This is a genomic window from Bacillus sp. FSL W7-1354 (assembly GCF_038002405.1).
Classification (GTDB): domain Bacteria; phylum Bacillota; class Bacilli; order Bacillales; family Bacillaceae; genus Bacillus; species Bacillus paralicheniformis.
In genome coordinates, this window is record NZ_JBBOCL010000001.1 from 1,070,892 (window position 1) to 1,093,048 (window position 22,157).

Annotated in this window: 17 protein-coding genes and 2 pseudogenes; 2 read left to right on the forward strand and 17 right to left on the reverse strand. The window is 43.0% G+C overall.

Going from position 1 to position 22,157, the window contains the following annotated elements:
• Positions 1 to 351: 351 nt before the first annotated feature.
• From MKZ04_RS05645 to azlC, 8 genes are all read right to left on the reverse strand, one after another.
• Positions 352 to 909 carry a TetR/AcrR family transcriptional regulator gene (locus tag MKZ04_RS05645; protein WP_023857559.1) on the reverse strand — a complete coding sequence of 186 codons (558 nt, stop codon included), beginning with the start codon at positions 907 to 909 and terminating at the stop codon, positions 352 to 354.
• Between the two features lie 21 nt (positions 910 to 930).
• Positions 931 to 2,109 carry an MFS transporter gene (locus MKZ04_RS05650; RefSeq protein ID WP_023857558.1) on the reverse strand — a complete coding sequence of 393 codons (1,179 nt, stop codon included), beginning with the start codon at positions 2,107 to 2,109 and terminating at the stop codon, positions 931 to 933.
• 213 nt (positions 2,110 to 2,322) lie between these two features.
• Positions 2,323 to 3,753, reverse strand: a complete 1,431-nt coding sequence (locus MKZ04_RS05655) for an IS1182 family transposase (protein ID WP_149208594.1) — start codon at positions 3,751 to 3,753, stop codon at positions 2,323 to 2,325.
• A 177-nt stretch (positions 3,754 to 3,930) separates the two neighbouring features.
• A complete protein-coding gene (locus MKZ04_RS05660; RefSeq protein ID WP_341045476.1) occupies positions 3,931 to 5,337 on the reverse strand; it encodes a right-handed parallel beta-helix repeat-containing protein in 1,407 nt (468 codons plus the stop codon).
• 137 nt (positions 5,338 to 5,474) lie between these two features.
• A complete protein-coding gene (gene brnQ, locus MKZ04_RS05665; protein WP_023857556.1) occupies positions 5,475 to 6,791 on the reverse strand; it encodes a branched-chain amino acid transport system II carrier protein in 1,317 nt (438 codons plus the stop codon).
• Positions 6,792 to 7,014: 223 nt separating this feature from the next.
• Entirely contained in the window at positions 7,015 to 7,470 is a 456-nt protein-coding gene (locus MKZ04_RS05670; RefSeq protein WP_023857555.1) for a PaaI family thioesterase, read from the reverse strand.
• A gap of 30 nt (positions 7,471 to 7,500) precedes the next feature.
• Positions 7,501 to 7,836: a branched-chain amino acid transporter permease gene (locus MKZ04_RS05675; protein WP_023857554.1), complete on the reverse strand. Its 336-nt coding sequence runs from the start codon at positions 7,834 to 7,836 to the stop codon at positions 7,501 to 7,503.
• Entirely contained in the window at positions 7,833 to 8,591 is a 759-nt protein-coding gene (gene azlC, locus MKZ04_RS05680; RefSeq protein ID WP_043054325.1) for an azaleucine resistance protein AzlC, read from the reverse strand. The genes MKZ04_RS05675 and azlC overlap by 4 nt, the downstream gene beginning before the upstream one ends.
• A gap of 191 nt (positions 8,592 to 8,782) precedes the next feature.
• Here azlC and MKZ04_RS05685 point away from each other — a divergent pair, with 191 nt between their 5' ends.
• Positions 8,783 to 10,171, forward strand: a complete 1,389-nt coding sequence (locus tag MKZ04_RS05685; protein WP_023857552.1) for an aminotransferase-like domain-containing protein — start codon at positions 8,783 to 8,785, stop codon at positions 10,169 to 10,171.
• Positions 10,172 to 10,410: 239 nt separating this feature from the next.
• On the opposite strand, the pseudogene MKZ04_RS05690 reads toward MKZ04_RS05685, so the two are convergent.
• The 4 genes and pseudogenes from MKZ04_RS05690 to MKZ04_RS05705 form a co-directional block, all read right to left on the reverse strand.
• Positions 10,411 to 11,282 (reverse strand): annotated as a pseudogene (locus tag MKZ04_RS05690) (NAD(P)-dependent alcohol dehydrogenase); the annotation flags it as partial.
• A 180-nt stretch (positions 11,283 to 11,462) separates the two neighbouring features.
• On the reverse strand, positions 11,463 to 12,563 hold the full coding sequence (locus MKZ04_RS05695; protein WP_341047073.1) for an MBL fold metallo-hydrolase: 1,101 nt from the start codon (positions 12,561 to 12,563) through the stop codon (positions 11,463 to 11,465).
• Positions 12,564 to 12,773: 210 nt separating this feature from the next.
• Complete coding sequence (locus MKZ04_RS05700; RefSeq protein WP_025810008.1) at positions 12,774 to 14,039, reverse strand: ATP-grasp domain-containing protein; 1,266 nt, start codon at positions 14,037 to 14,039, stop codon at positions 12,774 to 12,776.
• A 14-nt stretch (positions 14,040 to 14,053) separates the two neighbouring features.
• Positions 14,054 to 15,298 (reverse strand): MFS transporter, encoded by a 1,245-nt coding sequence (locus MKZ04_RS05705; protein ID WP_341045480.1) that lies wholly within the window; start codon positions 15,296 to 15,298, stop codon positions 14,054 to 14,056.
• 351 nt (positions 15,299 to 15,649) lie between these two features.
• Here MKZ04_RS05705 and MKZ04_RS21800 point away from each other — a divergent pair.
• Positions 15,650 to 15,865, forward strand: a pseudogene (locus MKZ04_RS21800) (Tn3 family transposase); the annotation flags it as partial.
• A 101-nt stretch (positions 15,866 to 15,966) separates the two neighbouring features.
• Here the strand turns inward: MKZ04_RS21800 and MKZ04_RS05710 are convergent.
• The 5 genes from MKZ04_RS05710 to MKZ04_RS05730 all read right to left on the reverse strand — a co-directional run bounded on the left by MKZ04_RS05710 (position 15,967) and on the right by MKZ04_RS05730 (position 22,001).
• On the reverse strand, positions 15,967 to 17,028 hold the full coding sequence (locus MKZ04_RS05710; RefSeq protein ID WP_341045482.1) for an enoyl-CoA hydratase/isomerase family protein: 1,062 nt from the start codon (positions 17,026 to 17,028) through the stop codon (positions 15,967 to 15,969).
• 15 nt (positions 17,029 to 17,043) lie between these two features.
• A complete protein-coding gene (locus MKZ04_RS05715) occupies positions 17,044 to 17,829 on the reverse strand; it encodes an enoyl-CoA hydratase-related protein (protein ID WP_095290662.1) in 786 nt (261 codons plus the stop codon).
• An 80-nt stretch (positions 17,830 to 17,909) separates the two neighbouring features.
• A complete protein-coding gene (locus MKZ04_RS05720) occupies positions 17,910 to 19,364 on the reverse strand; it encodes a CoA-acylating methylmalonate-semialdehyde dehydrogenase (RefSeq protein WP_075213289.1) in 1,455 nt (484 codons plus the stop codon).
• Between the two features lie 18 nt (positions 19,365 to 19,382).
• Positions 19,383 to 20,270, reverse strand: a complete 888-nt coding sequence (locus MKZ04_RS05725) for an NAD(P)-dependent oxidoreductase (protein ID WP_079289545.1) — start codon at positions 20,268 to 20,270, stop codon at positions 19,383 to 19,385.
• Positions 20,271 to 20,285: 15 nt separating this feature from the next.
• Positions 20,286 to 22,001 carry an acyl-CoA dehydrogenase family protein gene (locus MKZ04_RS05730; RefSeq protein WP_341045486.1) on the reverse strand — a complete coding sequence of 572 codons (1,716 nt, stop codon included), beginning with the start codon at positions 21,999 to 22,001 and terminating at the stop codon, positions 20,286 to 20,288.
• Positions 22,002 to 22,157 lie beyond the last annotated feature (156 nt).

Here is a 22,157-nt window from a genome sequence, read left to right on the forward strand (position 1 = left end):
GTTCCCCCTTAATTAATAAAAGTCAGCAAAGTACTTGCTGAAGATTCAAAGAAAAGCCACAATTTTATATAGACACTTCTTAATGGAGGTAACTTAAAATTAATTTGTTATTATAAAAATGGGGGACGGTAATAGACTAAAGTTAGTGAAATAAGAGCTTCTACAAATGAAATCGAAATGATAATCTTATGATTCACAGGTGATTTTCTAGATATTAACTTTTGACCGATATAGTTTAGGAAATAAAACACAAGAAAGAAGCATACGATTCCAAAAATAACTCCAGACAAGCGGCCTCCCCCCTTCTGCCTTTCAACCATGGATTCCAGCTCTAAATTAAATCAGATGCACCTACAACAGTCCGCGCCAAAAAATATCAAATGATATCTCTAAAGACCGTTCAAATGATTGTTTGTTTTCGTATACCAGTTGAATGTTAAGCCCGTCATAAAGCGTAATAAAGCCTATCGCACATTTCTCCGGCGGACAGTTCACATCCGATTCCTTAAAAACATTCGCTACCTGTTCTTTTAAAGTATGCAGATATAAAAGGTATTGGGCTGAAATAAAATCGCTTACTTCAGCAGGCGCCTTAAAGGACATTGCCTGCAAAAAAGCTACATTTGGCAATGCATGAAAACGGACTTGGGTTTCTTTTAAAAAGTCATATATTTGACTCTTTGCAGGTATATGTTTTCTTGAATCGAAGAATTCGTTGATAAATGAAATTTCCTCTTCCACAATCTCAGGGTATATTTCTATCAGCAGCTCTTTTTTTGACGAAAAATGATAAGCGAGAGATTGTTTTCTGATTCCCAATTCTTTTGCAATATGCGACATTTTGACTCCCTCATATCCCAATTCATTAAATTGGCGAACCGCTGTACGCTTTATATTCTCTCTGGTCAATATACCGTCCTCCCCTATTTTTCAGGCTGTTTTTCTCTTCATGCAGATATATAAAATATATAATAAAAGAAACAGAAGGTACATGAAAATGGCGGTAATATAGATCTCCCGATAGGAATAAACCGTCGCCACCAAACCTAATAATAAGGACCCTCCGCCAATCCCCATATCGAAAAAATTAAAGAACGTTCCCATTGCATCCTCATGTTCATGCTCTTCCACAAGATTGATACACCATGTTTGGACGGCGGGAAATATTGAGCCGAAACCAAACCCATAGCATATAGCCGCTGTAAAAAACATTGTATTTGTTTGTGCGAAATATAATATTGACAGCCCTGCTATGGAAAACAGCGAGGCGGGAATAAGGATGGCGGCAGCTCCGCATCGGTCAAATACCCTGCCGGAAATAAGCCGTATAAAAAAACTGGCTCCTGCAATCAAAAAGAAAAACATCCCGACACTTTGAAACCCCTTTTCAATCGCATAGAGCGAAAAGAAAGACATAATTCCAGATGCAGCAATACCAACGAATAAAATAAGAATTGACGGAAGCAGCACACGTTTTTCTAATACTTTTAACTTTGCAGTGCCCTTTCCGCCAGTATCCTTTGTTTCCGGCTGTCTGCGCACGAAAACAGCCATTAGCGCCGCCAGCAAAAGAACGGACATCCCGCCTAAAAAAAGTCTTTGAAAATTATAAAGCTCCAGAGTCGCGATACCGATCATCGGTCCAACGGAAACAGCAATTGTCTCACCTACTCCAAAATATCCAATGCCTTCACCCCTGCGCTCTTTAGGAATAATTTCAGCTGCGATTGTTGCAAAATAGGTCGTCGCTAATCCAAACCCGGCGCCATGTATTAAGCGAATCAGTAATAAAGCGGTGACATCAGACGCCAGGTAATAGGCGCCTGTTGAGAAAGCGCTGATCACAAGTCCTAAAATGAGCAAATATTTTTTATTGAACCGTAAAGCCAATGCCCCTGCAAAAGGACGAACAGCAATTGCAGAGATCATAAAAATACCCGTGACATAGCCGACTTGTTTTGCCCCTCCTCCAATAGCCGTCACAAACAAAGGCAATGTCGGCAATAACATTTCAAATACCATAAACAAGAAAGCATTTGCAAGCGTCACAAAAACAAATGACAATGACCATATTTTTGCAGTATTTATTTTTTCTACATTCAATTCCATTTGGCTACCTCTCACTCACTGATTTTATTTTTCTTCTTAAGCATTCACTTTAACTGACCACAGTCAGTTTGTAAATATAATTTTATAAAATTTAAGCTATTAATAAGCAGAATTTAAAAAATAAAACTTGATTAAACTGACTGTTGACAGATAGAAATTGAGTCGCAAAGGGTATCTTCCAATAAATAAAAAAGCTACTCTCAAAGAGTAGCTTCAGACCGTTGACAAAATAGGTCGGATTTTTATAATCCGACCTATTTTTGTCCAATTTATTCTGTTTTTTCGATGAGAATGCTGGCGAATTGGACTTTTCCAAGTCCAATTCGCCAGCTTTTTGAGATTCATGGCAGCGAAAACAAGCATCGCCTGCATGGACAATTTTTTCTTACCCCGTAGGGTTGTCCAGCGCAGGCCATGCTTGTGTTTTAAATCCGCAAAAACCCGTTCGATCGTTTCTTTGCGTTTGGCGTAGATTCGCCTATTCTCATCCGTGTGGCGAAGATGGTCGGCTTCATCCAAATGATCCTGCCAGAGATGCCTGTGAATCATCTTTCGATGATTTCGACTTTCCGTACATTGCTTCAAAAAAGAACAGTGTTCACATCGGTTTGGATCTGATGCATAAATCCGATAGCCTTCACGGTTGGTTGTGCGATATGTCAGAACATGATCGTCAGGGCAAATATAAGCATCGTAATATTCATCGTATACATATTCATGTTTTCTCATGAACCCTTTTTTAGTTTGTGGTCGGGTGTAGGGCATGACGGGATGGACATTTTGATCACTTAGAAATTTTGCGATAAACGGCGTTTTATATCCGGCATCAACTGCGACCGTATGAGGCTTGGCGACGTGCTCTTTCACCTGTTGAAACAGGGTCGTGAACACTTGGCTGTCATGAATATTGGCAGGCTCAACAACCGCCCCCAGCACAAATCCATTCCGGTCACAAGCTGTATGAAAACCATAAGCAAAAAGACGTTCCCGTTCACCTTTTACAAAATAACCGCTCTCAGGATCTGTCGTACTTTCTTTTATTTCTCGTTCTTCTAAGCATTGCCTGGGCTTTAAGGGCTTTTTGCCGTTGGCTTCGCGATCGGCATTAATTTCTCGATCTAATTGTTCCTGATAAGCTCTTGTTTCTTTTCTCACAATCTTCTTCACAAACTTTTTCTTATTCGCATTGGCTTTGACATGGGTTCCATCGATAAAGGCGACCGACGGGTCGACAAGACCGAGATCCATGGCCTGACGCAAGATTTTATAGAAGATTGTTTCAAATAGGTCCGTATCATGAAAACGGCGCTCATAGTTTTTACTGAAGGTTGAAAAATGAGGGATTTTTTCAGAAAATCCATATCCAATAAACCAGCGATAAGCGACATCGGTTTCGATCCGTTTAATGGTTTCGCGCATCGAGCGGTGGCCAAACACGTACTGAATCAGAACCATTTTGATCAATACAACGGGATCAATGCTTGGGCGCCCTTTTGAAGAATAAAGGGGAGCAACTTTTTCATAAATAAAAGAAAAGTCCATGGCTTCTTCTATTTTCCTGACCAGATGGTCTTCCGGGACAAGTTCACTTAAGGCAAAGACTTCAAGCTGTTCGCGCTGATCTTTAGAGTGCTTAGACAACATGGAAAAACCTCCAAAAACTAGATTTCACTCACATTTTAACAAAAAAAGCTTGTCGATCAAGCCACTTTTTGTGGCTTTGTCGACAAGCTGAAGCTACTCTCAAAGAGTAGCTTTTGTGGTGCGTGCAGGCATTAAACTTCCATACGCTTCATAAATTAAGCCTGTTTTCCTATGAAATTATTTAACGACCGGCCAAGCCGGTGAAGCCGGATCTAATGTAAAGTCATAAGACGTCTCGTCGCGATACATCGGATCGGCATAAATCGAGTCTTGATCTTGATTTGTTGCATTTTGATACGACGAAAACGAGTTGTATTCATTCTGTTTCCAAATCCACAGACCGTCTTTGCCGGCTTCCTTGTGGTACACGTTATGATTCACTTTATTTCCTTCATTTTTCGTAAAGTCGTTTGCGATAAATATTCGCGAATCGCTTGCTGTGATGATGTTCTTTTCAATTTTGTTGCTTTTTGTGTCATACTGGAGCAAAAGTTGTCCGCCGTCCAGCCCCTTTGTATCATTGCGGTAAACAATATTGTGCGCAATAACAGAATGGCTGGTGCCTCCCCGCTTTTGGTCGTATCCGCCGATAGAAATGCCCGTGTACGCATTCTCATACACTTTGTTGTCGGTTATTTGAATATCATCAGCATATTTCCCTTTATGTTCAGACGTTGCTTCTATCCCGATATCGTTGCCGTAGACCGTGTTTTTCTTAATGTCAATGCTTTGTCCTCCGTCAACATAAATTCCGCCCGCAGAGTAATCATCCCCATAGGCGGGATTTCCGTAAGTGGAGTTATTGTAAACCGTGTTGTTTTCTACGATACCGTTGCGCACAAAATCGTTTTGAGCGGCCGTTCCTTCATAACCGATCAGATCAATTCCAATGTTGTTGTTGTCGCGAACCATATTGCCTCTCACCGTGAAACCGTCAATGTTTCCGTTCAGCACAACCGCTTCACTCGCTCCGAGTGTCAGCTTTTCAACCGTATTGTCCTCGATCTTAATGTCTTTCATGCTGCCGGAGCCATAGACGGCAATCCCGTGGGCATTGCCGTCATCCGCTGTTGTTTTTATATCCCGGACGTGATTGTTTTTAATGGTAATATGACTGCTGGAGCCTGAAACATAAATTCCCATGGCGGTTGCTTCTTCCGATGAAACGGAAAGGTCTTGAATCGTAAGGCCGCTGATTGTGATGTACTGTTGATTGTGAATCTGAATGAGCGGTGTTTCATATTCAGCGTCCTGAATAGATTTTCCGCTGATGACGACTTTTTCATTCTCATAGTTTTGAAATGTGATAGGCTTTTCAGCTGACCCGCTCTCCTTCACATCAAGCGTTTCATGATACGTGCCTTCCCGAATCATAACAGTTGTGCCAGGGACAGCTTTTTTTGCTGCATGTCCCAGAGTTCGAAACGGCTTTTCTTTCGTTCCTTCATTTTGATCATTTCCATCGGGGGAAACATACAAGCTGTTAGCCGGTTCTGCTTCTTTTGCTCCGGTCTTATCGTAAGCAAAAGCGATGATAACAGAAACTAAAATATACGCTGATAAAATAAAATACCATTTTCTCATACTCAGCTCTCTTTTCTTTTCAAAATGGATAAACTAACACCATTATAGAATATCCATTTATGGAAAACCATCGCAAACATTTGAAAGAAAAAGGCAACCCTTTGATCACAGGGTTGCCTCCATGTTTATGAGTTTATTCAGCACTTCCGCAGCCTATGAATAATATAGCCGCCTATTCCTCCTAGAATCGCCGGAAGCACCCATCCTAATCCGATGTCATACATCGGGAGAAACTGATTGAAAACTTGATTAATAGCTGCAATTTTGAGTCCGGCAGCATTCAGGCCGTCAAACAGGCTGATGATAAAGGTCATTATCAGACTGCCTTGATACACTTCCCTCTTCCCTTTAAATAAGGGATGTAAAAATGTTAAGAATATTAAAGAAATCGCAATGGGATACAAAGTTGTTAAAACCGGCATTGAAACGTTAATCAGCTGTGTTAATCCTATATTTGCTACAAGGGTGCTGAACATTGATAAGATGACAGCAATTTTTTTGTAGGAGATGTTTGGAAACAAGCCGTGGAAAAACGAAGAGCATGCTGTGATGAGTCCCACACTTGTTGTCAGACATGCCACTGTGATCATTAAGCCCAAAAAAACGGAACCATATGGTCCGAAATAATAGGATGAAACCTTCGCTAAAACCTCGGCTCCATTTTCTAATAGACCCAGTTTTTCAACGCTGGAAGCCCCCATGTATGAAAGCGCTGAATAGATCAGAGCCAGGAGCGCTGCTGCAATCGCCGTCGATTTTGCACAAACGATCATGAGCTGTTTTTTGGAGACCGCTCCCTTCTCTTTCATGGCGTTCACAATGATGATTCCAAATACAAAAGCGACAAGGGCATCAAGTGTAAAGTAACCTTCTTTGAACCCTTTAAAAAACACGTGTGATGCATATCCTGCAGACGGAGCTTGAAAGCTTCCGATTGGATGAATAATTGCCGTAACGACGAGTAATCCGATAAATGTTAATTTAATAGGAGTTAAAAATTTTCCGATAACATCAATAATTTTAGTTGGATTCAGAGACAGCAAGCAGGCCACCGTGAAAAATAATACGGTAAATATGATTAAGGCGACAGGGCTTGCATCATGAGATAAAAAAGGTTTAACCCCTATTTCAAACGATACATTACCGGATCTGGGAATCGCGAAAAAAGGGCCGATTGCTAAATAGAGAACCGTCGTAAATACAATTCCGAACAATGGATGCACACGACTGGCCAGAGACTGCAAATCATTTTTTCCTGAAAAAACGAATGCGGTAATGGCGAGTAATGGCAATCCGACTCCGGTCACTAAGAATCCTGCATTGGCTGTCCATACATTCTCTCCGGCCATCTGACCAAGCATAGGCGGGAAAATGAGATTTCCTGCACCGAAAAATAATGCAAACAACATTAGTCCTATGATTAGGATAAATGAAAAAGGAATTTTTTTTGCCATCATGAGTCCTCCGATTCGGGTTAAGCTATTAGTGTGTTTGTAGTAGTCAGCAGTGTAGCACGATAAAAATTTCATAAATGAATGTCCTGAATTATCAGTAAATATTAAATAAAAGTACTATCCTACTATAGTAGCTGTTGCTTGTATTGTCAAAGGTTTAGTTTGTAATGATAGAACCGGACGCTCTTTCTTGCTGAAATACAAGATCAAGTAACTTGAAATCTTAAACATGTTCATCAAGTTCAATAAAGTAGTGATTTTTACGATAAGATACGGCATCCATTGTAGCTATCAGATTTTCTCCATGCAAGATGTCGATTCGGTAGAAGCCTGTGCGGAAGTTTCGTTTTTCCTCTTTCGCACGGGCAGTTATCTTGTCTCCTGGTTTAGCTGATTCAATAAACTGGATTGTTGTGGTGAGTCCTAAAGATGTTTTTCCGTATGCATTACATGCCGCTGAAAAAGCGTGATCGGCTAAGGCATAAATGACGGCTCCGTGAACTGTCCCGTAAGCATTTACCATATGGCTTTGTACTTCAAGAACGGCCTCTGCAAGACCTGCCCGAAACTTTGTTAACTCAATTCCCAGCGATCGGGCATACGGATCGTTCTTTACTTGCCTATGGATTTGGTCATAGTGTTTTTCGTGAATGTTCACTTCATCGATTTTTCTCTTCATCATCGTCTCCTCCTTTGGTCATGAGGTTGTTCAATTAAAAACCCATTGCACCAGTATCATATAGATAATCGTTCCTCCGGCAATAGAAAGGAGCATATTTTTCTTCCAAAAATGAAGCAGCGCAACTGCCGCTGCCCCGATCAGTTCGGGGATTCCGCGGCTGCCGGAAAGCAGGCTCACATCCTTAAAACAATAAACGATCAAAAGTCCGATTACCGCTGAAGGAAGCACTTTTCCAAGGTATTGAACATATGTCGGCGTAGGTTTGTCCGATGGAAAAATCATAAAAGGAAGAAACCTTGTCAGCATTGTGCCTAACACGATCATGGCAATCGTGATCATTTGCTGTGTAAAACTCATCGTCATACAGTAACCTCAGCTTTCTCTAATGGTTTTCTAAGGACAGTAAGTACCCCGAGAATGGCCAGCATAGCTGGGATAATGAAGTGATTTCCGCCAAAGATGATCAGACTGACTGCAGAAAGTCCGAGTCCTGCAAGCGCGCTGTGGTGCTTTTTCTCTTTCATCCATTGTTCTATGAAAATTACCACAAAAAGAGCAGTCATCACAAAATCGAGCCCTTCTGTGTTGAACCGGACAAAAGATCCGAAAACGCCGCCGATCGCCGCTCCTATCACCCAATAGAAATGATTGAACAGCGTCACGAAGAACATAAACCAGCCCTTGTCTATATCCTTTGGAACATTTACGGTACAATTGATAGAAAAAGATTCGTCGCACAGTCCATAAATCAGATAAAACTTTTTTCTGCCTGTTCCCCTATACTTATCCAACATAGAAATGCCATAAAACAAATGGCGTGCGTTCACCATGAGGGTTAGAAATAGGGCATTCGTCGGGTTAAAGGCGGCAAGAAGTAAATTGGCCGCAACAAACTCCATTGATCCTGCAAAAATAGCGAAGCTCATTATGATAGGGTAAATTGCATTGAACCCTAAGGAATTCATATAAATTCCATAGGCGATCCCCAAAAAAACAAAGCCTGCAAGAATAGGTACGGTATATGGAAAAGCCGCTCGACATGCACTCCATATATGATCTCTTTTTGTCACATGGTTCACATCCTCTGTTACCAGCTTTATTCCATACAAATTTAACATACGAAATCCATACAATAAACAAGATAATTGTATGGATTACAATTATTTAGTTTAAAAAAAGCCCCATTTTCAGGGACTTTTACAGATCGGGCCTCCTTTAATTGTCCCCTCTTTAAAACTTCCCGTTCTGCATTTGAATTCCAAACTATTGATGATATTATTGTATGGAATTTAAATGTAGGAGGAGCAAAATGCCAGTCAATTCGTTTGACAACTATCCAATGTCTTGGAAACCTGATAAGAAAGCATTGAAGCGTCCTTATTATTATTCGATTGCGACATTGCTTGAAGAGGATATCGTAAACGGTTTTTTGGCGCCTGGGACAAAGCTGCCTCCGCAACGGGAACTGGCAGATTTTCTTGATTTAAACTTTACCACGATTACACGCGCCTACAAACTATGTGAGTTCAAGGGGCTGATTTATGCTGTCACCGGAAGCGGCACCTTCGTCGCTCCTAATGCTGCCCGCTCTATCACCATTTCCGCAGATAAGGTGACAAACTGCATTGATCTCGGATTTGTAGCCTCTTTTGAGCAAACCAACGGAATGGTAGCGGAGGTTGTTCAAAAAGCTGCAGATAAAAGCTATTTGGAGAAGCTAATGGACTACAATGACCCGACTGGTATTCCGCATCAAAAAACGGCAGGGCTAAACTGGATGGAATCTTTCGGTATTCACGCAGACCAAGAACATATTGCGATTGTTTCCGGTGCTCAAAATGCGTTGGCCATTGCATTGACCTCGCTGTTTGACCCTGGTGACCGCATTGCAACTGACCTATACACGTATTCGAACTTTATTGAGCTGGCCAAAATGCTCCATATTCAATTGGTACCTGTTTCCGGTGACCAGTATGGAATGCTGCCGGATGAACTTGAAAAGCAGTGCTGCCAGACGAAAATTCACGGCATATTTCTGATGCCCTCATGCTGTAATCCGACAACCGTGATGATATCAGATGTTCGAAAGCATGAATTAGTGGAGGCCATCCGCAAGCATGATTTGCTGTTGATCGAGGATGATATTCATGCGTTTCTGACGGCAGGGATTGTATCAGATTATCAGCAGCCAATGTTTAGTTTGCTTCCAGATCAGAGCATATACATTTGCAGCACCTCAAAGTCGATATGCTCCGGGTTAAGAGTTGCCTATATGGTGTATGGGGATGCTTTACGGGAAAAGATATTGCAGGGCATTTTTAACATCAATGTCAAAACGTCATCTTTAGATGCGGAGGTCATTACTGAGCTGATTTTATCAGGTAAGGCTCATGAAATCGTTGCTCAAAAGAAAAAGCTTGCACAGTCGGCCAATGATCTTTATGCGGCATATTTTCCTGTAACTGAGCCTGGTGAACATCCTCTTAGTTTATACCGATGGCTTCCGATTGAAGAGCATGCTGACTCATCACAATTGGAGACGGATTTGAGGAAGCGTGGGATTCGGGTTTTTCATTCCGACCGTTTTCTCAGCGGGCAGACGACGCGCGAAAAATATTTGCGCATTGCGCTTTCTTCTACAAATTCATTAGATGAGCTGAAATTAGGGTTGGATATATTAAAACAGTATCTCGGATAAGTTGATTAATTACGGCCTTGCCAACATGTATGCATGAAGATAGCTCTTCCCTATGAAGATAATTTACAATTCTGTTACATCATGTAAAATGGTAATTTGAAAAGAAATCTTACATTTGGGAGGTTGTGAAATGCCATATAGAATGAAGCTGTATGTCCATCCGCTCCGCTGAAATTGCCGGATCAGGCGAAAAAAGGCCAGTCAAATAAAATGACTGGCCTCTCTGTATTACATATGATTTACAAAGTGGAGATATCAATCACGAATCGATAACGCACATCGCTGCGAAGTACGCGCTCATACGCTTCATCTTGCGGAGCGATGCCGTGTTCAGCAGCGAAATCAAGCATCTCTTGTGTCTCGCGAATGCCGCCGACTAGCGAACCTGGAATGCTGCGGCGGCCCATAATTAAGGAAAACACACTGTATTGATCCGGTTCTGCCGGCGCGCCGACGTTAACAAGTGTTCCATCTACGCGAAGAAGCGATAAATAGCATCAACGTCCAGATTGGCGGACACCGTGTTTAAAATGAGGTCAAAACGGCCCGGCCAGTTCAATAAATACAGTAGGATCACTAGTTGCAACTAATGGTCTGCGCCAAAACGCAAGGCTTCTTCTTGTTTATTCAAAGAGCGGCTCAGGACCGTTACTTCTGCCCCCATGGCATGCGCGAATTGGATGGCGACATGGCCGAGTCCCCCCATTCCAACAACGGCAATTTTCTTGTCGGGACCTGCGTTCCAATGCTTCAAAGGAGAGTACGTGGTAATGCCCGCGCATAAGAGCGGGCTGGCAGCATCCAAGTTCAGACTGTCCGGAATGCGGACAACGAAATCTTCTTTGACCACGATGTACTGGCTGTAACCGCCGTATGTCGGATGACCATCGTAGTCTAAACAGTTATACGTTTGGATCACGCCTTTCGTACAAAATTGCTCCTCTCCGCTCCGACAGTATTCACATTCGCCGCAGGAGTCGACGAAGCAGCCGACCCCGACGCGGTCGCCGACAGCAAATTTTTTAACGTCTGGTCCTACTGCTTTGACAACGCCGGCGATTTCATGTCCCGGAACCATTGGAAAGATTCCGCCTCCCCATTCATCATAACTCTCCTTGCTTTTTTCGATTAAGGCTGCGAATAAGCTGCATCTACAGAATAATCGTTAAAGTCCACTTTAACGCAAGGGTTTTTGTGAAATTTCCTGATAAAAGCCGTCTCCAGCCTGCGCTGGAAACGGCTTTTTTTAGAGTTGCAAAGGGTGTGACTTGTATACGGATAAACGGCATGTTTACATATCCCACCAAAAGGATTCGGGAAGCGAGTATTGGCCGTTTAACAGGATTGTTTCACCAATCGCGGGAGCAATCATGTTGGCGCCTTTTTTTTCAGCTTCTTTCAAAGCACGTTCAATCGGCTCTTTCCAGCCATGATAGGCGAGGGTGAACGCGCCCCAGTGAATCAACATCATGTTCTTTCCTTTTACATCTTTGTGGGCCTGTACAGATTGTTCGGGTGTCATATGAATCCCGGACCAGCGTCTGTCATATTGACCGCCCTCCATTAAGGTGATATCAAAAGGGCCGTATTTTTTGCCGATTTCCTTAAAATGTTCATCATATCCCCCGTCACCGCTCGTATAAAAACGCGTATGCTTTCCGAGGATAACCCAGCCGCCCCACAGGGTCGTGTTTCGATTCAACAATCCTCTACCCGAAAAGTGTTTGGACGGTGTCAAGGATATCGTCAAACCTTGAAACTCCGTTTCATCCCACCAATTGAGCTCTGTGATTTTTTCTTTCTCAACTCCCCACCGTATCAAGTGTGCGCTGACTCCGTGGGGAACGAAGAAATGACCGGCCTTTTCCTTCAGCTTTAAGATGGATGGATAATCTAAGTGATCATAATGATCATGTGTGATCAAGACGGCGTCAATCGGCGGCATATCATCGACCATATGCAGGATGTCTTCGCTGTAGCGTCTGCTTCCGATAAATGATACGGGTGAAGCGATTGAACCCAGCATAGGATCTACGAGTATTTTTTTGCGGTCGATGCTCAGTAAAAAAGCGGAATGTCCAAACCATGTTAAGCTGTCTTCGTTATCTTTAACTGTGCTCCAATCGATCTTAGAAACAGGGATTTGACCGGAAGGGTTGCGTTCCTTGCCGCCGGAAACAGCGTCTCTCATCATCGAGAAAACGCCGGAGATTCCGCCCATATCCATCTTTTCCGGAGCTTGATTGACAAATTTGCCATCTGCATAATTGTCAAAGCTTTGATACAGCTTTTTTTGTTCTGTGCTTGGATTTCCCCCAAACACAGGGTGTAACTTGATGAATAACAAAACAGCCGCGCAAAATACGATGATAAAAATGAATAAAAACATCATGATTTTTTTCATTGTTCCTTCCTTTTTAGGATGATCTCTTGCTTTCTCTTATTCTACCGATTATACCTGCATCATCGCCAGTGTAACGCTGTACTGTTTGAGATAATACCATCGTAGCTGAATACCGTGCATAACTAAACAGCGAATAAAAATTTAAAGAACCCTTCGAATTTGAAGAGTTCTTTTTTGAGGCACCTTGACATAGACAAGTCATGTGCCACATTTCTTTTTAAATGAAGGTTTCCATTCTGACAAGTCCTGATAAACAAATGTTATATTGTCACATATTTCATAAGCAACTTCATACATATGTTCTATATCCTTAGCTGTAAATAATATACTTCCTTTGCGCCCTGTACTGTCAACAATAGGTGATATGGTGTCACCCTCTTTTACAAATAGATCAATTAATACGACCTCGGAAATGTTAGCTAGCTCATTGTATTTGATTTCTTTTATGCAACCTGGTTTTGGAATCAAGCTTAAAGACATAGCTTGACATTTTGAAGGTACACATCTAAATTCATCTATAGTCTTGGTAGCTAACGCATCATAATAGTATCCAAATTGAGATATGCCGGTTGTTAGTTCCACCATTTTCCATATGTTTCCGCCACCTATCCTAACTTGAGACTCTATGATTATTGGCTTTTTTTGTTTGTCTAACTTTACCTCTGTATGAGTAATGCCGTCTTCCAGTTGCATGTCCTCCAAAAATAGCATTACTTTCTCCATAATTAATTTTTTTTGGGATTCATCTATAGGTGCCGGCATAATAGTATAGTTTATTATAAACGTATCTTCTTTAAATATTTCAGCTGATATAGCTAGTATAGAGTGTTTTTTGTTATAAGAAACGGTTTCGACCGTATAAACTACGTCACCTTCAACGTACTCTTCCACTAAAACAGGTAGTTGAATACCATTATCTTTAATAAATACCTCTACGTTATCTCCCGTGTCTAGCTTAGACACTCCTATACCACCTGCACCAATCGGAGGCTTTATTATAATGCTGCCTTTTTTGTTCAAAAATTCATCAATGTCTTTTATGTTATTGCAAACTGTCGAATCTATCGAAAAGTCTTTGCCTGCTAGAATTTCACGCATCATGTCCTTATTGCGGGTTATCATATTAGCATTGTAAGAAGGTCCTTTAACATTAAAAATCTTTGCAATTATGCAAGCCGTATCTAAGGCTGCTTCGTTGAAAGATACTACCACCTCAAATGGTTTCTCTTTGTACAATTCTTCAGCATAGTATACAGACAAGGGTATATTTGTTGTGTCTATTTCTTTTTTATAGAAACACTTTTCTAAAATAGTTCCATCAAAGTATATGTGTTTAGTGTAAGACCCTATATACGAAACAGTATACCCCCTATCTAAAGCATCTTGTATAGGTTTTGTCCATCCCCCTATAAATAAAATGTGTGGTGTATTTTCTATGTCGATTCCTTTTGATATCTTATACATCATAATCATCTCCTCTATAATGAACTCGTATATTCAATTTCGGTTCCTTTTGATACGCCTCGCCTTAACAACATCATTAAACACAATGTTGTTCCGAAGCCCCCTATAAATAACGTAGTTTGAAGCCCGAATATAGAAACTAAAAATGCACTAGCAAAACTTCCTAATGCCCAAGCTCCCCAATTAAGCGTACGCTGTACAGCATTTACTCTGCCTAGCATGTGACTTGGTGAAGCAAGTTGTCGTATGGTTGCAGAGTAAGGGCCAAATACACCTTCTCCCATGCCATGTATGATACTTGCAGCTACTAAACCGTAAACGGTTCCCAAATATCCCATTATCGGTATAAAGGCCAGACCGATAACTGATACAGTAGCGCTATAAATAAGCATTTTTGTATTATTAATTTGTTGACTTTTTTTCATGAGTAATGTATTGCCTATTAAAAATCCCACCGCTGCTGAACCTACAACAAAGCCTATTTCAAGTTCAGATAGACCCATTACCTTATAAAGGAATATTACTAAAATACTATTTAGTATGTATTTAAAAAAACCGTAAACAGCGCCACAGCTTACAATTGGTTCTAATACAGGGTGTTTTTTAAAATATATCAAACCTTCATATATGTCTTTGTATACGGATTTTATATTTGCGTTTTTTAAAGAGCCCTCTGTATGCGGTTTAAACTTTGAAATAAATAATACAAACACAAAACAAACAAAATACGTTACTGCGTCAACAGTGAAAGAGCCTGTTAATCCAACTAGAGTAATAACGATTCCTGCTAGCATAGGACCAATTACTATAGAGAGAGACTCTGAAAGAGCTAGTAGTGCATTTCCTTTTTTTAAGTTGTCTTTATCTGTTAATATTTCAGGCAAGAAAGAGGGAATTGCAATGTTGTAAAACGTAGTAAATACTCCATTCAAAAACATGAGAAACACCAATAAAGGGAACGTTATTATATTTGTTACAGTCAGTATGAATACTGCTAAAAATAAAACGCCTTGACATATACTACAAATTAGCAAAATATTTTTTCTGTGAAGGATGTCTATCAAAGCACCAGCTACTAATCCGAAAATTAGGTAGGGTATGAATATAATCCCACGAAGCATGGCAGCATTTGCCTCACTTGTTTGTAGCACCTCTAATGCAAAAAGAGGCAAAGCTACTATTGTAAACTGGGTACCTAACAAACTTACAGACTGTCCTAGCCAAAGCTTGTAAAAATTAAAATGTATTTTATTTTTCATAATAACCCCCTATTAATTCATATTATTCGAAACCTTGTTATACGCCAGTTCCCTTATTCAGCATTGTTTTGGGCGTAACCCCCATCCATAGTATATCTCCTATGATGACCCTCGTACGCGTTTGCGAATGTAAAAGCAAGATATCAAAATTGTAGTTTTTGTTTTGATGTTCAACTACAGGTGTAATTATATTGAAACAAATGACCTCAGTTTTTTAAAAAGCTGAGGTACTCTCCAATGATCCTAATGAATGTACAGCATCAATAATCAACGAATTTATAAAACCATATCATTGAACAGGAAACATTTATCGTTGAGATTAGTGTGGATTATGAGAATCACGTGGAGGAATTGAAAAATACAATTCTAATTTTGGATTACATATCAAATGAATCCTTACGTCGTCGTATCAGTGAAAAAAGGTGAGACCATGAATGGCCTTGCGAGCGCCTTATTTTTGGGAAACGAGGGGAATTGGGATGGGAACATATTAATTTTCTTGGAGTATACACCTTTGATATGAAGAATATAGCAAGCTTAGGTTCACTCAGCCCTCTTAATCAATGAATTAAAGCCGATGGTACCTTAGCATATTGTTGGTGGCCCCCAGATAGAAACCGTGGGAGGTTTACAAAAAAAGAGCTGACGTTAATCGTCAGCTCCAGCTTTTAAAATCGGACAGATTCAGAAGGTTGGAAAAACCGGTCCACCGCTTCATCGGTTACATCTGAAACGTGCCGGTACTTGTAGTTCGGCGATTGATCACGGTCGATCAGGACGGACCGGACGCCTTCGAAGAAATCGTCGTGCTTTAAAAAGTTCTTCGCCAGCACAAGATCCGTGGCAAAGCATTCTTCCAATGTTTTTTGACGTCCGTCCGCCAGCTGTTTCAATGTGATTTTCAATGAAAATGGCGCTTTTGAAAGCATCGTTTTTTTCACATTCGAGCTAAAAGTGCTTCCTTCGCTTTCGAGCGATTGAAGGATCTCTTCGAGCTTATCATACTTAAAATGCCGGTCAATCGCTTGCTGATCACGGGCGAGCGTGCTTTCTTGGGAGGGCTTCGTTTTCGATTCGCCGATCAGCTGATTGAGCTTTTCTTCAACGTTTACAAGGCGCCAATCTGTTTGTTCCACTGTTTGGATCAATCGTTCTAAAGCGCCGCTCTCCATGTAGGCGTCTGCCCCATTGATATACAGCACGTCTGCCGCATGGATGACAGATGCCGTTAATCCAAGATATCTTCCTATGTGTCCCGGAGCTCTGTTTAAAAAATAGGCTGCCCCGACATCCGGAAAGAAACCGATATTCATTTCAGGCATCGCCCATTTTGTCCTCTCCGTGACAATCCGGTGGCTGGCCCCGTATGTCAGGCCGACGCCTCCCCCCATGACGATCCCATCCAAGCAGGCGATGATCGGTTTCGGAAATCGATGGACTGCCATATCGACTTCGTACTCTGTTTCAAAAAAGCGCTCGGCATCTTGCAGGGCCTGTTTTGACGAACGTGCTTCATAGAGTGCCTTAATATCCCCTCCGGCACACAGTCCTTTTGGTCCTGCACCTTTGATGAATACAACAGAAACGTTTTGATCTGTCTCCCACTCGTTTAATTTTTCACCAATCAGACGGACCATGTCGTATGTGAGGGAGTTGAGCGCTTTCGGGCGATTCAAAACAATCGCTGCGGCGCCGTTTTGATTAACGGAAAACAGCACATCATCGGACATCTGGATCCACTCCTTTTATGAATGATGAAAGTTTGGTTTGCGCTTTTCGACAAATGCGTGAATTCCTTCTTTGGCATCTGAAGTGACAAACAGCTCGGCGAATCTGTTTCGCTCTCTCTCCAGTGCCTGTTCCATGCTTTCAGAGGCGCCCTGTACGACACATTCGACGGCGCGTCTCACGCTGGTCATGCTTTTTCCTTCGATAAAAGACGACGCGACCCCTTCTGCCGTCTTCATCAGTTCCTCCCCCTTTACCGCCATCTGCGCAATTTTCAGCTCTACCGCTTCTTGAGCTGAAAGCGTTCGGCCCGTCAGGATGAGATCGAGTGCTGTCGCTGTATCCGTTATGTTGCGAAGCCGCTGTGTACCTCCAAAAGCGGGAATCAAGCCGAGCTTTAATTCGGGAAGGCCGAGTGTTGCATCGTCTGATACGATTCTGAAGTGGCAGCTCATTGCGAGTTCCAGGCCTCCGCCAAGAGCCGGTCCGTTTATCGCCGCAATGACGGGCTTATTGGAAGCTTCGATTTCATCACAGAGCGCCTGGCCCCCTTTTGCGAGTGCCAGCCCTTGTTTTTGGTCCCCGAGTTTTGAAACGAATTCTTTTATATCCGCTCCCGCCACAAAAAATCGTCCTTCTCCTGTGACGATGATCGCTTTTGTCTCCTCGTCGCGGGCCAATTCCCGAAAAAGAGAGCGCAATTCGGCGATACAGGAAGAAGAGAGTGTATTTGCCGGCGGATTGTTCAACGTGACGGTCGTGATGCTATGTTCTGTTTTAAGTGTGGCATATTTCAAGTTCAATATTGATCCCTCCCTGTTGAAATAGAAAAGGCCCCTCTGAAAAAATCTGTTGCGCATGAGAGGGAGCCTTATGTTAAGAATTAGAACCAGCGTTCGGTGACGACCTTTTTGCGCGTGTAAAACTGGACGCCATCTTTTCCGTTTGTCCCAAGGTCTCCATAGAAAGAGGCCTTGTTCCCTGCGAAGGAGAAGAATGCCATCGGAGCTGGTACGTTGACATTGACGCCGATCATTCCGGCATCGATTTTGTCGCGGAACTGCTGGGCGCTTTTCCCGCTCGACGTGTAGATGACAGCGCCGTTGGCAAACTTGGATTGATTGGCGAGCTCGATCCCCTCATCAAGGTCTTGTACGCGGACGACGCTCAAGACCGGCGCAAAGATTTCGTCCTGCCAGATTTTCATCTCCGGTGTTACATGATCGAAAATCGTGGCTCCCACAAAATATCCTTCCTGAACATCCGGATTGCGTCCGTCCACGGCGAGTGCGGCTCCCTCTTTTATACCGCTGTCGATATAGTCAAGAACGCGTTCTTTATGGACTTCGCGGATCAGCGGGCCGACAAAGTGATCCTCTGATCTGCCGTCCCCTGTCTTCAGCTTCCGTGTTTCAGAGACGAGCATTTCCATGAAGTCATCGGCGATGTCATCAACGACCGCCGCGACGGAGCAGGCCATACAGCGTTCTCCGCTGCTTCCGAATGCCGCCCCGATGATGCCTTGAACCGATTTTTCAAGATGGCAATCCGGCATCACAATCGCATGGTTTTTTGCGCCGGCCAGCGCCTGAACGCGCTTCCCGTTGGCTGTGCCCGTTTGATACACATATTTTGCGACCGGTTCTGAACCGACGAAGGAGACGGCTTTAATATCATCGTTCTCCAATATTCCGTTTACAACATCCTTTCCTCCATGAACGAGGTTCAGCACACCTTTCGGAAACCCGGCTTCATAAAACAGCTCGACAAGCTTTCCGGCAAGAATAGGAGTGCGTTCCGAAGGTTTCAGGACGAACGTGTTTCCGCAAGCAATGGCGAGCGGAAACATCCACAGAGGAACCATCATTGGAAAGTTAAACGGCGTAATACCGGCGACGACCCCCAAAGGATAGCGCCAAATCGATCCGTCGATGCCCCCTGCTATCGCGGGCAGGGATTCTCCCATCATTAAAGTAGGTGTGGCTGTTGCAAGCTCAACAACTTCAATTCCGCGCTGCACTTCGCCTCGGGCATCTTTTAACGTTTTGCCGTTTTCCGCCGTAATGATGTCTGCCAATTGTTCTTTTTGCTCTTGAAGAAGCTGCAAATATTTGTATAAAAGTCTCGCCCGATTGGGGACAGGCACAAGTGACCAGGTCTGATAAGCATGTTTGGCAGCCTGCACGGCACGATCTACATCCGCTCTCACAGATAGGGGCGCATAAGCGATGACGTTTCCGTTTGCAGGATTGACGACTTCTTCAGCTTTCGTACCTGAGGAATTCACCCACTCCCCGTCGATATGGTTCATAATTTTCTTGGCATTCGTTGTGATCATGTGCGTTCTCACCTCTCCTTACCGATAAGTTGTCTTCTGTTCGCTTATTTTTTTGTATAAAACAGACATATCTTTTTCACCGTATCCATTTTGATTAGCTTCTTCATAGATGCCGAAGAGAATCTTGCTCACCGGCAGTTCAACCTCATTTTTCTCAGCCAAATCCAGTGCAAAGCCAAGGTCTTTCAGCAGCAGCTTCAAAGAAAAGCCAGGTTCATAGTTTTCATTCGCTATGAAACTTTTATAGTTGCGCTCATAGATTCGGCTCTGCCCATAGCTGACGTTCAGCATCTCAAACAATTTTTCGAGATCGAGATTGCTGTTTTTGGCAAGGTGCAAGGCTTCACTGATGCCGGCTGTATAAAAACCGATTAAGAGGTTGTTGATCAGCTTCGTATTCGTTCCGCTGTCGATGTTTTCGTTCACATGAAAAATATTCTCGCCCAATACGTTGAAAATAGGCAATGCTTTATCAAAAACAGACTTCGGCCCCCCGACCATAAAGGTAAGCGTCCGGTTGACCGCTCCGATTACACCGCCGCTGACCGGCGCCGCAAGAAAATCAATTCCTTTGCTTTTCGCTTCCTCTGCAATCCGGATATTCAGTTCAGGAGCGACCGTGCTTGTATCAATCAGAAGGACGCCTGGTTCAGCCAGGTGGACGAGCCCCTTTTTCCCCAGAAAAACCTCCTCTGCAGCTTTTGATGAAGGAAGGCTTGTGAGGATGGCGTCACACTCTTTTACCATCTTTTCAACTGAAATCCCGATCGTTCCCCCTGCATGATGGAGGGCCAATTCAGCTTCTTTGTTAAGGTCCGTTCCATATACCGCAAAGTTCTCCTGAAGCAAATTTTTCGACATGGGCAGACCCATGTTGCCCAAACCGATAAACCCGATTTTTTTCAAACGGTTTCCCTCCGATCACACCGTATATTTTTCATGAGCGGCTATTTTCTCTGCGATTTCGCGTTTTTGAGCAAACAGATTGCTGAAAAGGGGCAAAGTAAGGCTGTGAACCTCTTCCAATTCGAGCTTTCTTTCAGCTTCATCAGATTCTATGCCTGATAAGGCGGTTACCGCCATCTCTTCAATTTTGCGGAAGCCTTCTTCACAAATAACGTTCGTCATCATTTCTTTCAACCGTGCTTTTTCGCTTCCGTATCTTTTGGTTGCCTTTTCGGTCCGGAGGGCGGCGGATTCCATCACATAGAGTTCTTTTTGCATGTCGGCGAGAATCCGCGCGTATTCCTGCTCCTTTTGAATGTTCACGCGGGAGCGTTTAAGCGCTTTTAATGTTTTGCCGAAAAGCCTGTTGGACAGCTGAATAAACCGCCGGTTTCGGTTTTCCCCGCTGCTTAATTGAGCTTCCGGCTCTGAGATGCCGTTTTGCTTCACTTCTTTCATCATCAGTTTGGCGATCGTCAAACGGTTAATCTCGTTTGTCCCTTCGAAAATCCGGCTGATCCTCGCGTCCCGGTACAAACGTTCGACTTCGTACTCCTGCATGTATCCGTAGCCGCCATGAATCTGCACCGCCTCGTCTGCATTTCGGTCGAGTATTTCGGAGCAGTGAACTTTATTGATCGCGCATTCGGATGCATAGTTTGTGAGTTTTCTCAGTCTGTCGTCTAATGGCTCAGCCGAATTTAAAACATGGTCCAGGCAGTCTGCCGTTCTGTAAGCAGCGCTTTCGGCGCCGAAAATCGAAATTGCCATGTCGGCAATCTTTTCTTGAATCATTGAAAAACCGATGATCGGCTTGTTAAATTGTTTGCGCTGTTTGGCGTAGTTAACGGCAAGGTTCAATGCTTGCTTTGCCATTCCAATGTTCGAAAACGCGAGCTTTAAGCGGGCCATGTTTAAAATGTTCAAAGCGACGTGATGACCTTTCCCGACATGACCCAAAACATTGTCGTTTGGCACCTCGACTTCTTCGAGGATTAAGGTTGCCGTCGAAGACCCTTTGATTCCCATCTTCTTCTCTTCAGGTCCGATGGAAACGCCTTTAAACGAACGTTCGACGATAAATGCTGTCATGCCTTCCGCCGTTTTTGCAAAGACAACATATACATCAGCTACTTGCGCGTTCGTAATCCACTGTTTTTCCCCGTTTAAAACCCAGGCTGTTCCTTCCCCATTCAAGACGGCCGTCGTTTTTGCGTTTAAAGCATCTGAGCCTGCGCCCGGCTCTGTCAGAGCATATGCTCCGATCCATTCGCCCGATGCCAGTTTCGGAAGGTATTTTCGTTTTTGTTCTTCTGTTCCATAATAAATATACGGCAATGTCCCGACGCCCGCATGAATATTAAAGGAGACGCTGAACGATCCGCCGGCTCCCATTTTCTCTGCTACTAACCCGGAAAGCTTCTTGCTGAGTGAAAGGCCGCCGTATTCCTCAGGAACTTCGATACTGAGCAATCCGAGCTCTCCCGCTTTTTGAAACAATTTTTTCACGCTTTCGTGATCCTGCTGATCGATCGATTCAAGAAGGGGCATGACTTCATTTTTGACAAATGATTCTGTCGTTTTTGAAATCAGTTGATCTTCCTCTGTGAAATCTTCCGGCGTAAATCCTTCAGCAGCCGATTCGTGTTGAGAAATCAAGGGTTCATTCCATCGAATTTTTGCTTTCCCCATTGCTTTCCTCCTCGCTTCCGCTAAAAAGAGTGATAAACTGAGATAAAAAGACGATGAATCCGCTTACATTTTACCTGATACGAATCATCGTCTCCTTTTCTCATCCAGATAAGGACCAACCAATTATGAAGGGCACGGGTGTTTCGGTCATTTAGC

Bases quoted from the DNA above. Each gene is read 5' to 3' on its own strand.
- MKZ04_RS05685 (WP_023857552.1), top strand. From the start codon at position 8,783: ATGCCAGTCAATTCGTTTGACAACTATCCAATGTCTTGGAAACCTGAT.
- MKZ04_RS05660 (WP_341045476.1), bottom strand. From the start codon at position 5,337: ATGAGAAAATGGTATTTTATTTTATCAGCGTATATTTTAGTTTCTGTT.
- brnQ (WP_023857556.1), bottom strand. From the start codon at position 6,791: ATGGCAAAAAAAATTCCTTTTTCATTTATCCTAATCATAGGACTAATG.
- MKZ04_RS05720 (WP_075213289.1), bottom strand. From the start codon at position 19,364: ATGATCACAACGAATGCCAAGAAAATTATGAACCATATCGACGGGGAG.
- MKZ04_RS05700 (WP_025810008.1), bottom strand. From the start codon at position 14,039: ATGTATAAGATATCAAAAGGAATCGACATAGAAAATACACCACACATT.
- MKZ04_RS05705 (WP_341045480.1), bottom strand. From the start codon at position 15,298: ATGAAAAATAAAATACATTTTAATTTTTACAAGCTTTGGCTAGGACAG.
- azlC (WP_043054325.1), bottom strand. From the start codon at position 8,591: ATGTTAAATTTGTATGGAATAAAGCTGGTAACAGAGGATGTGAACCAT.
- MKZ04_RS05655 (WP_149208594.1), bottom strand. From the start codon at position 3,753: ATGTTGTCTAAGCACTCTAAAGATCAGCGCGAACAGCTTGAAGTCTTT.
- MKZ04_RS05695 (WP_341047073.1), bottom strand. From the start codon at position 12,563: ATGATGTTTTTATTCATTTTTATCATCGTATTTTGCGCGGCTGTTTTG.
- MKZ04_RS05710 (WP_341045482.1), bottom strand. From the start codon at position 17,028: ATGTCCGATGATGTGCTGTTTTCCGTTAATCAAAACGGCGCCGCAGCG.
- MKZ04_RS05675 (WP_023857554.1), bottom strand. From the start codon at position 7,836: ATGACGATGAGTTTTACACAGCAAATGATCACGATTGCCATGATCGTG.
- MKZ04_RS05730 (WP_341045486.1), bottom strand. From the start codon at position 22,001: ATGGGGAAAGCAAAAATTCGATGGAATGAACCCTTGATTTCTCAACAC.
- MKZ04_RS05650 (WP_023857558.1), bottom strand. From the start codon at position 2,109: ATGGAATTGAATGTAGAAAAAATAAATACTGCAAAAATATGGTCATTG.
- MKZ04_RS05670 (WP_023857555.1), bottom strand. From the start codon at position 7,470: ATGAAGAGAAAAATCGATGAAGTGAACATTCACGAAAAACACTATGAC.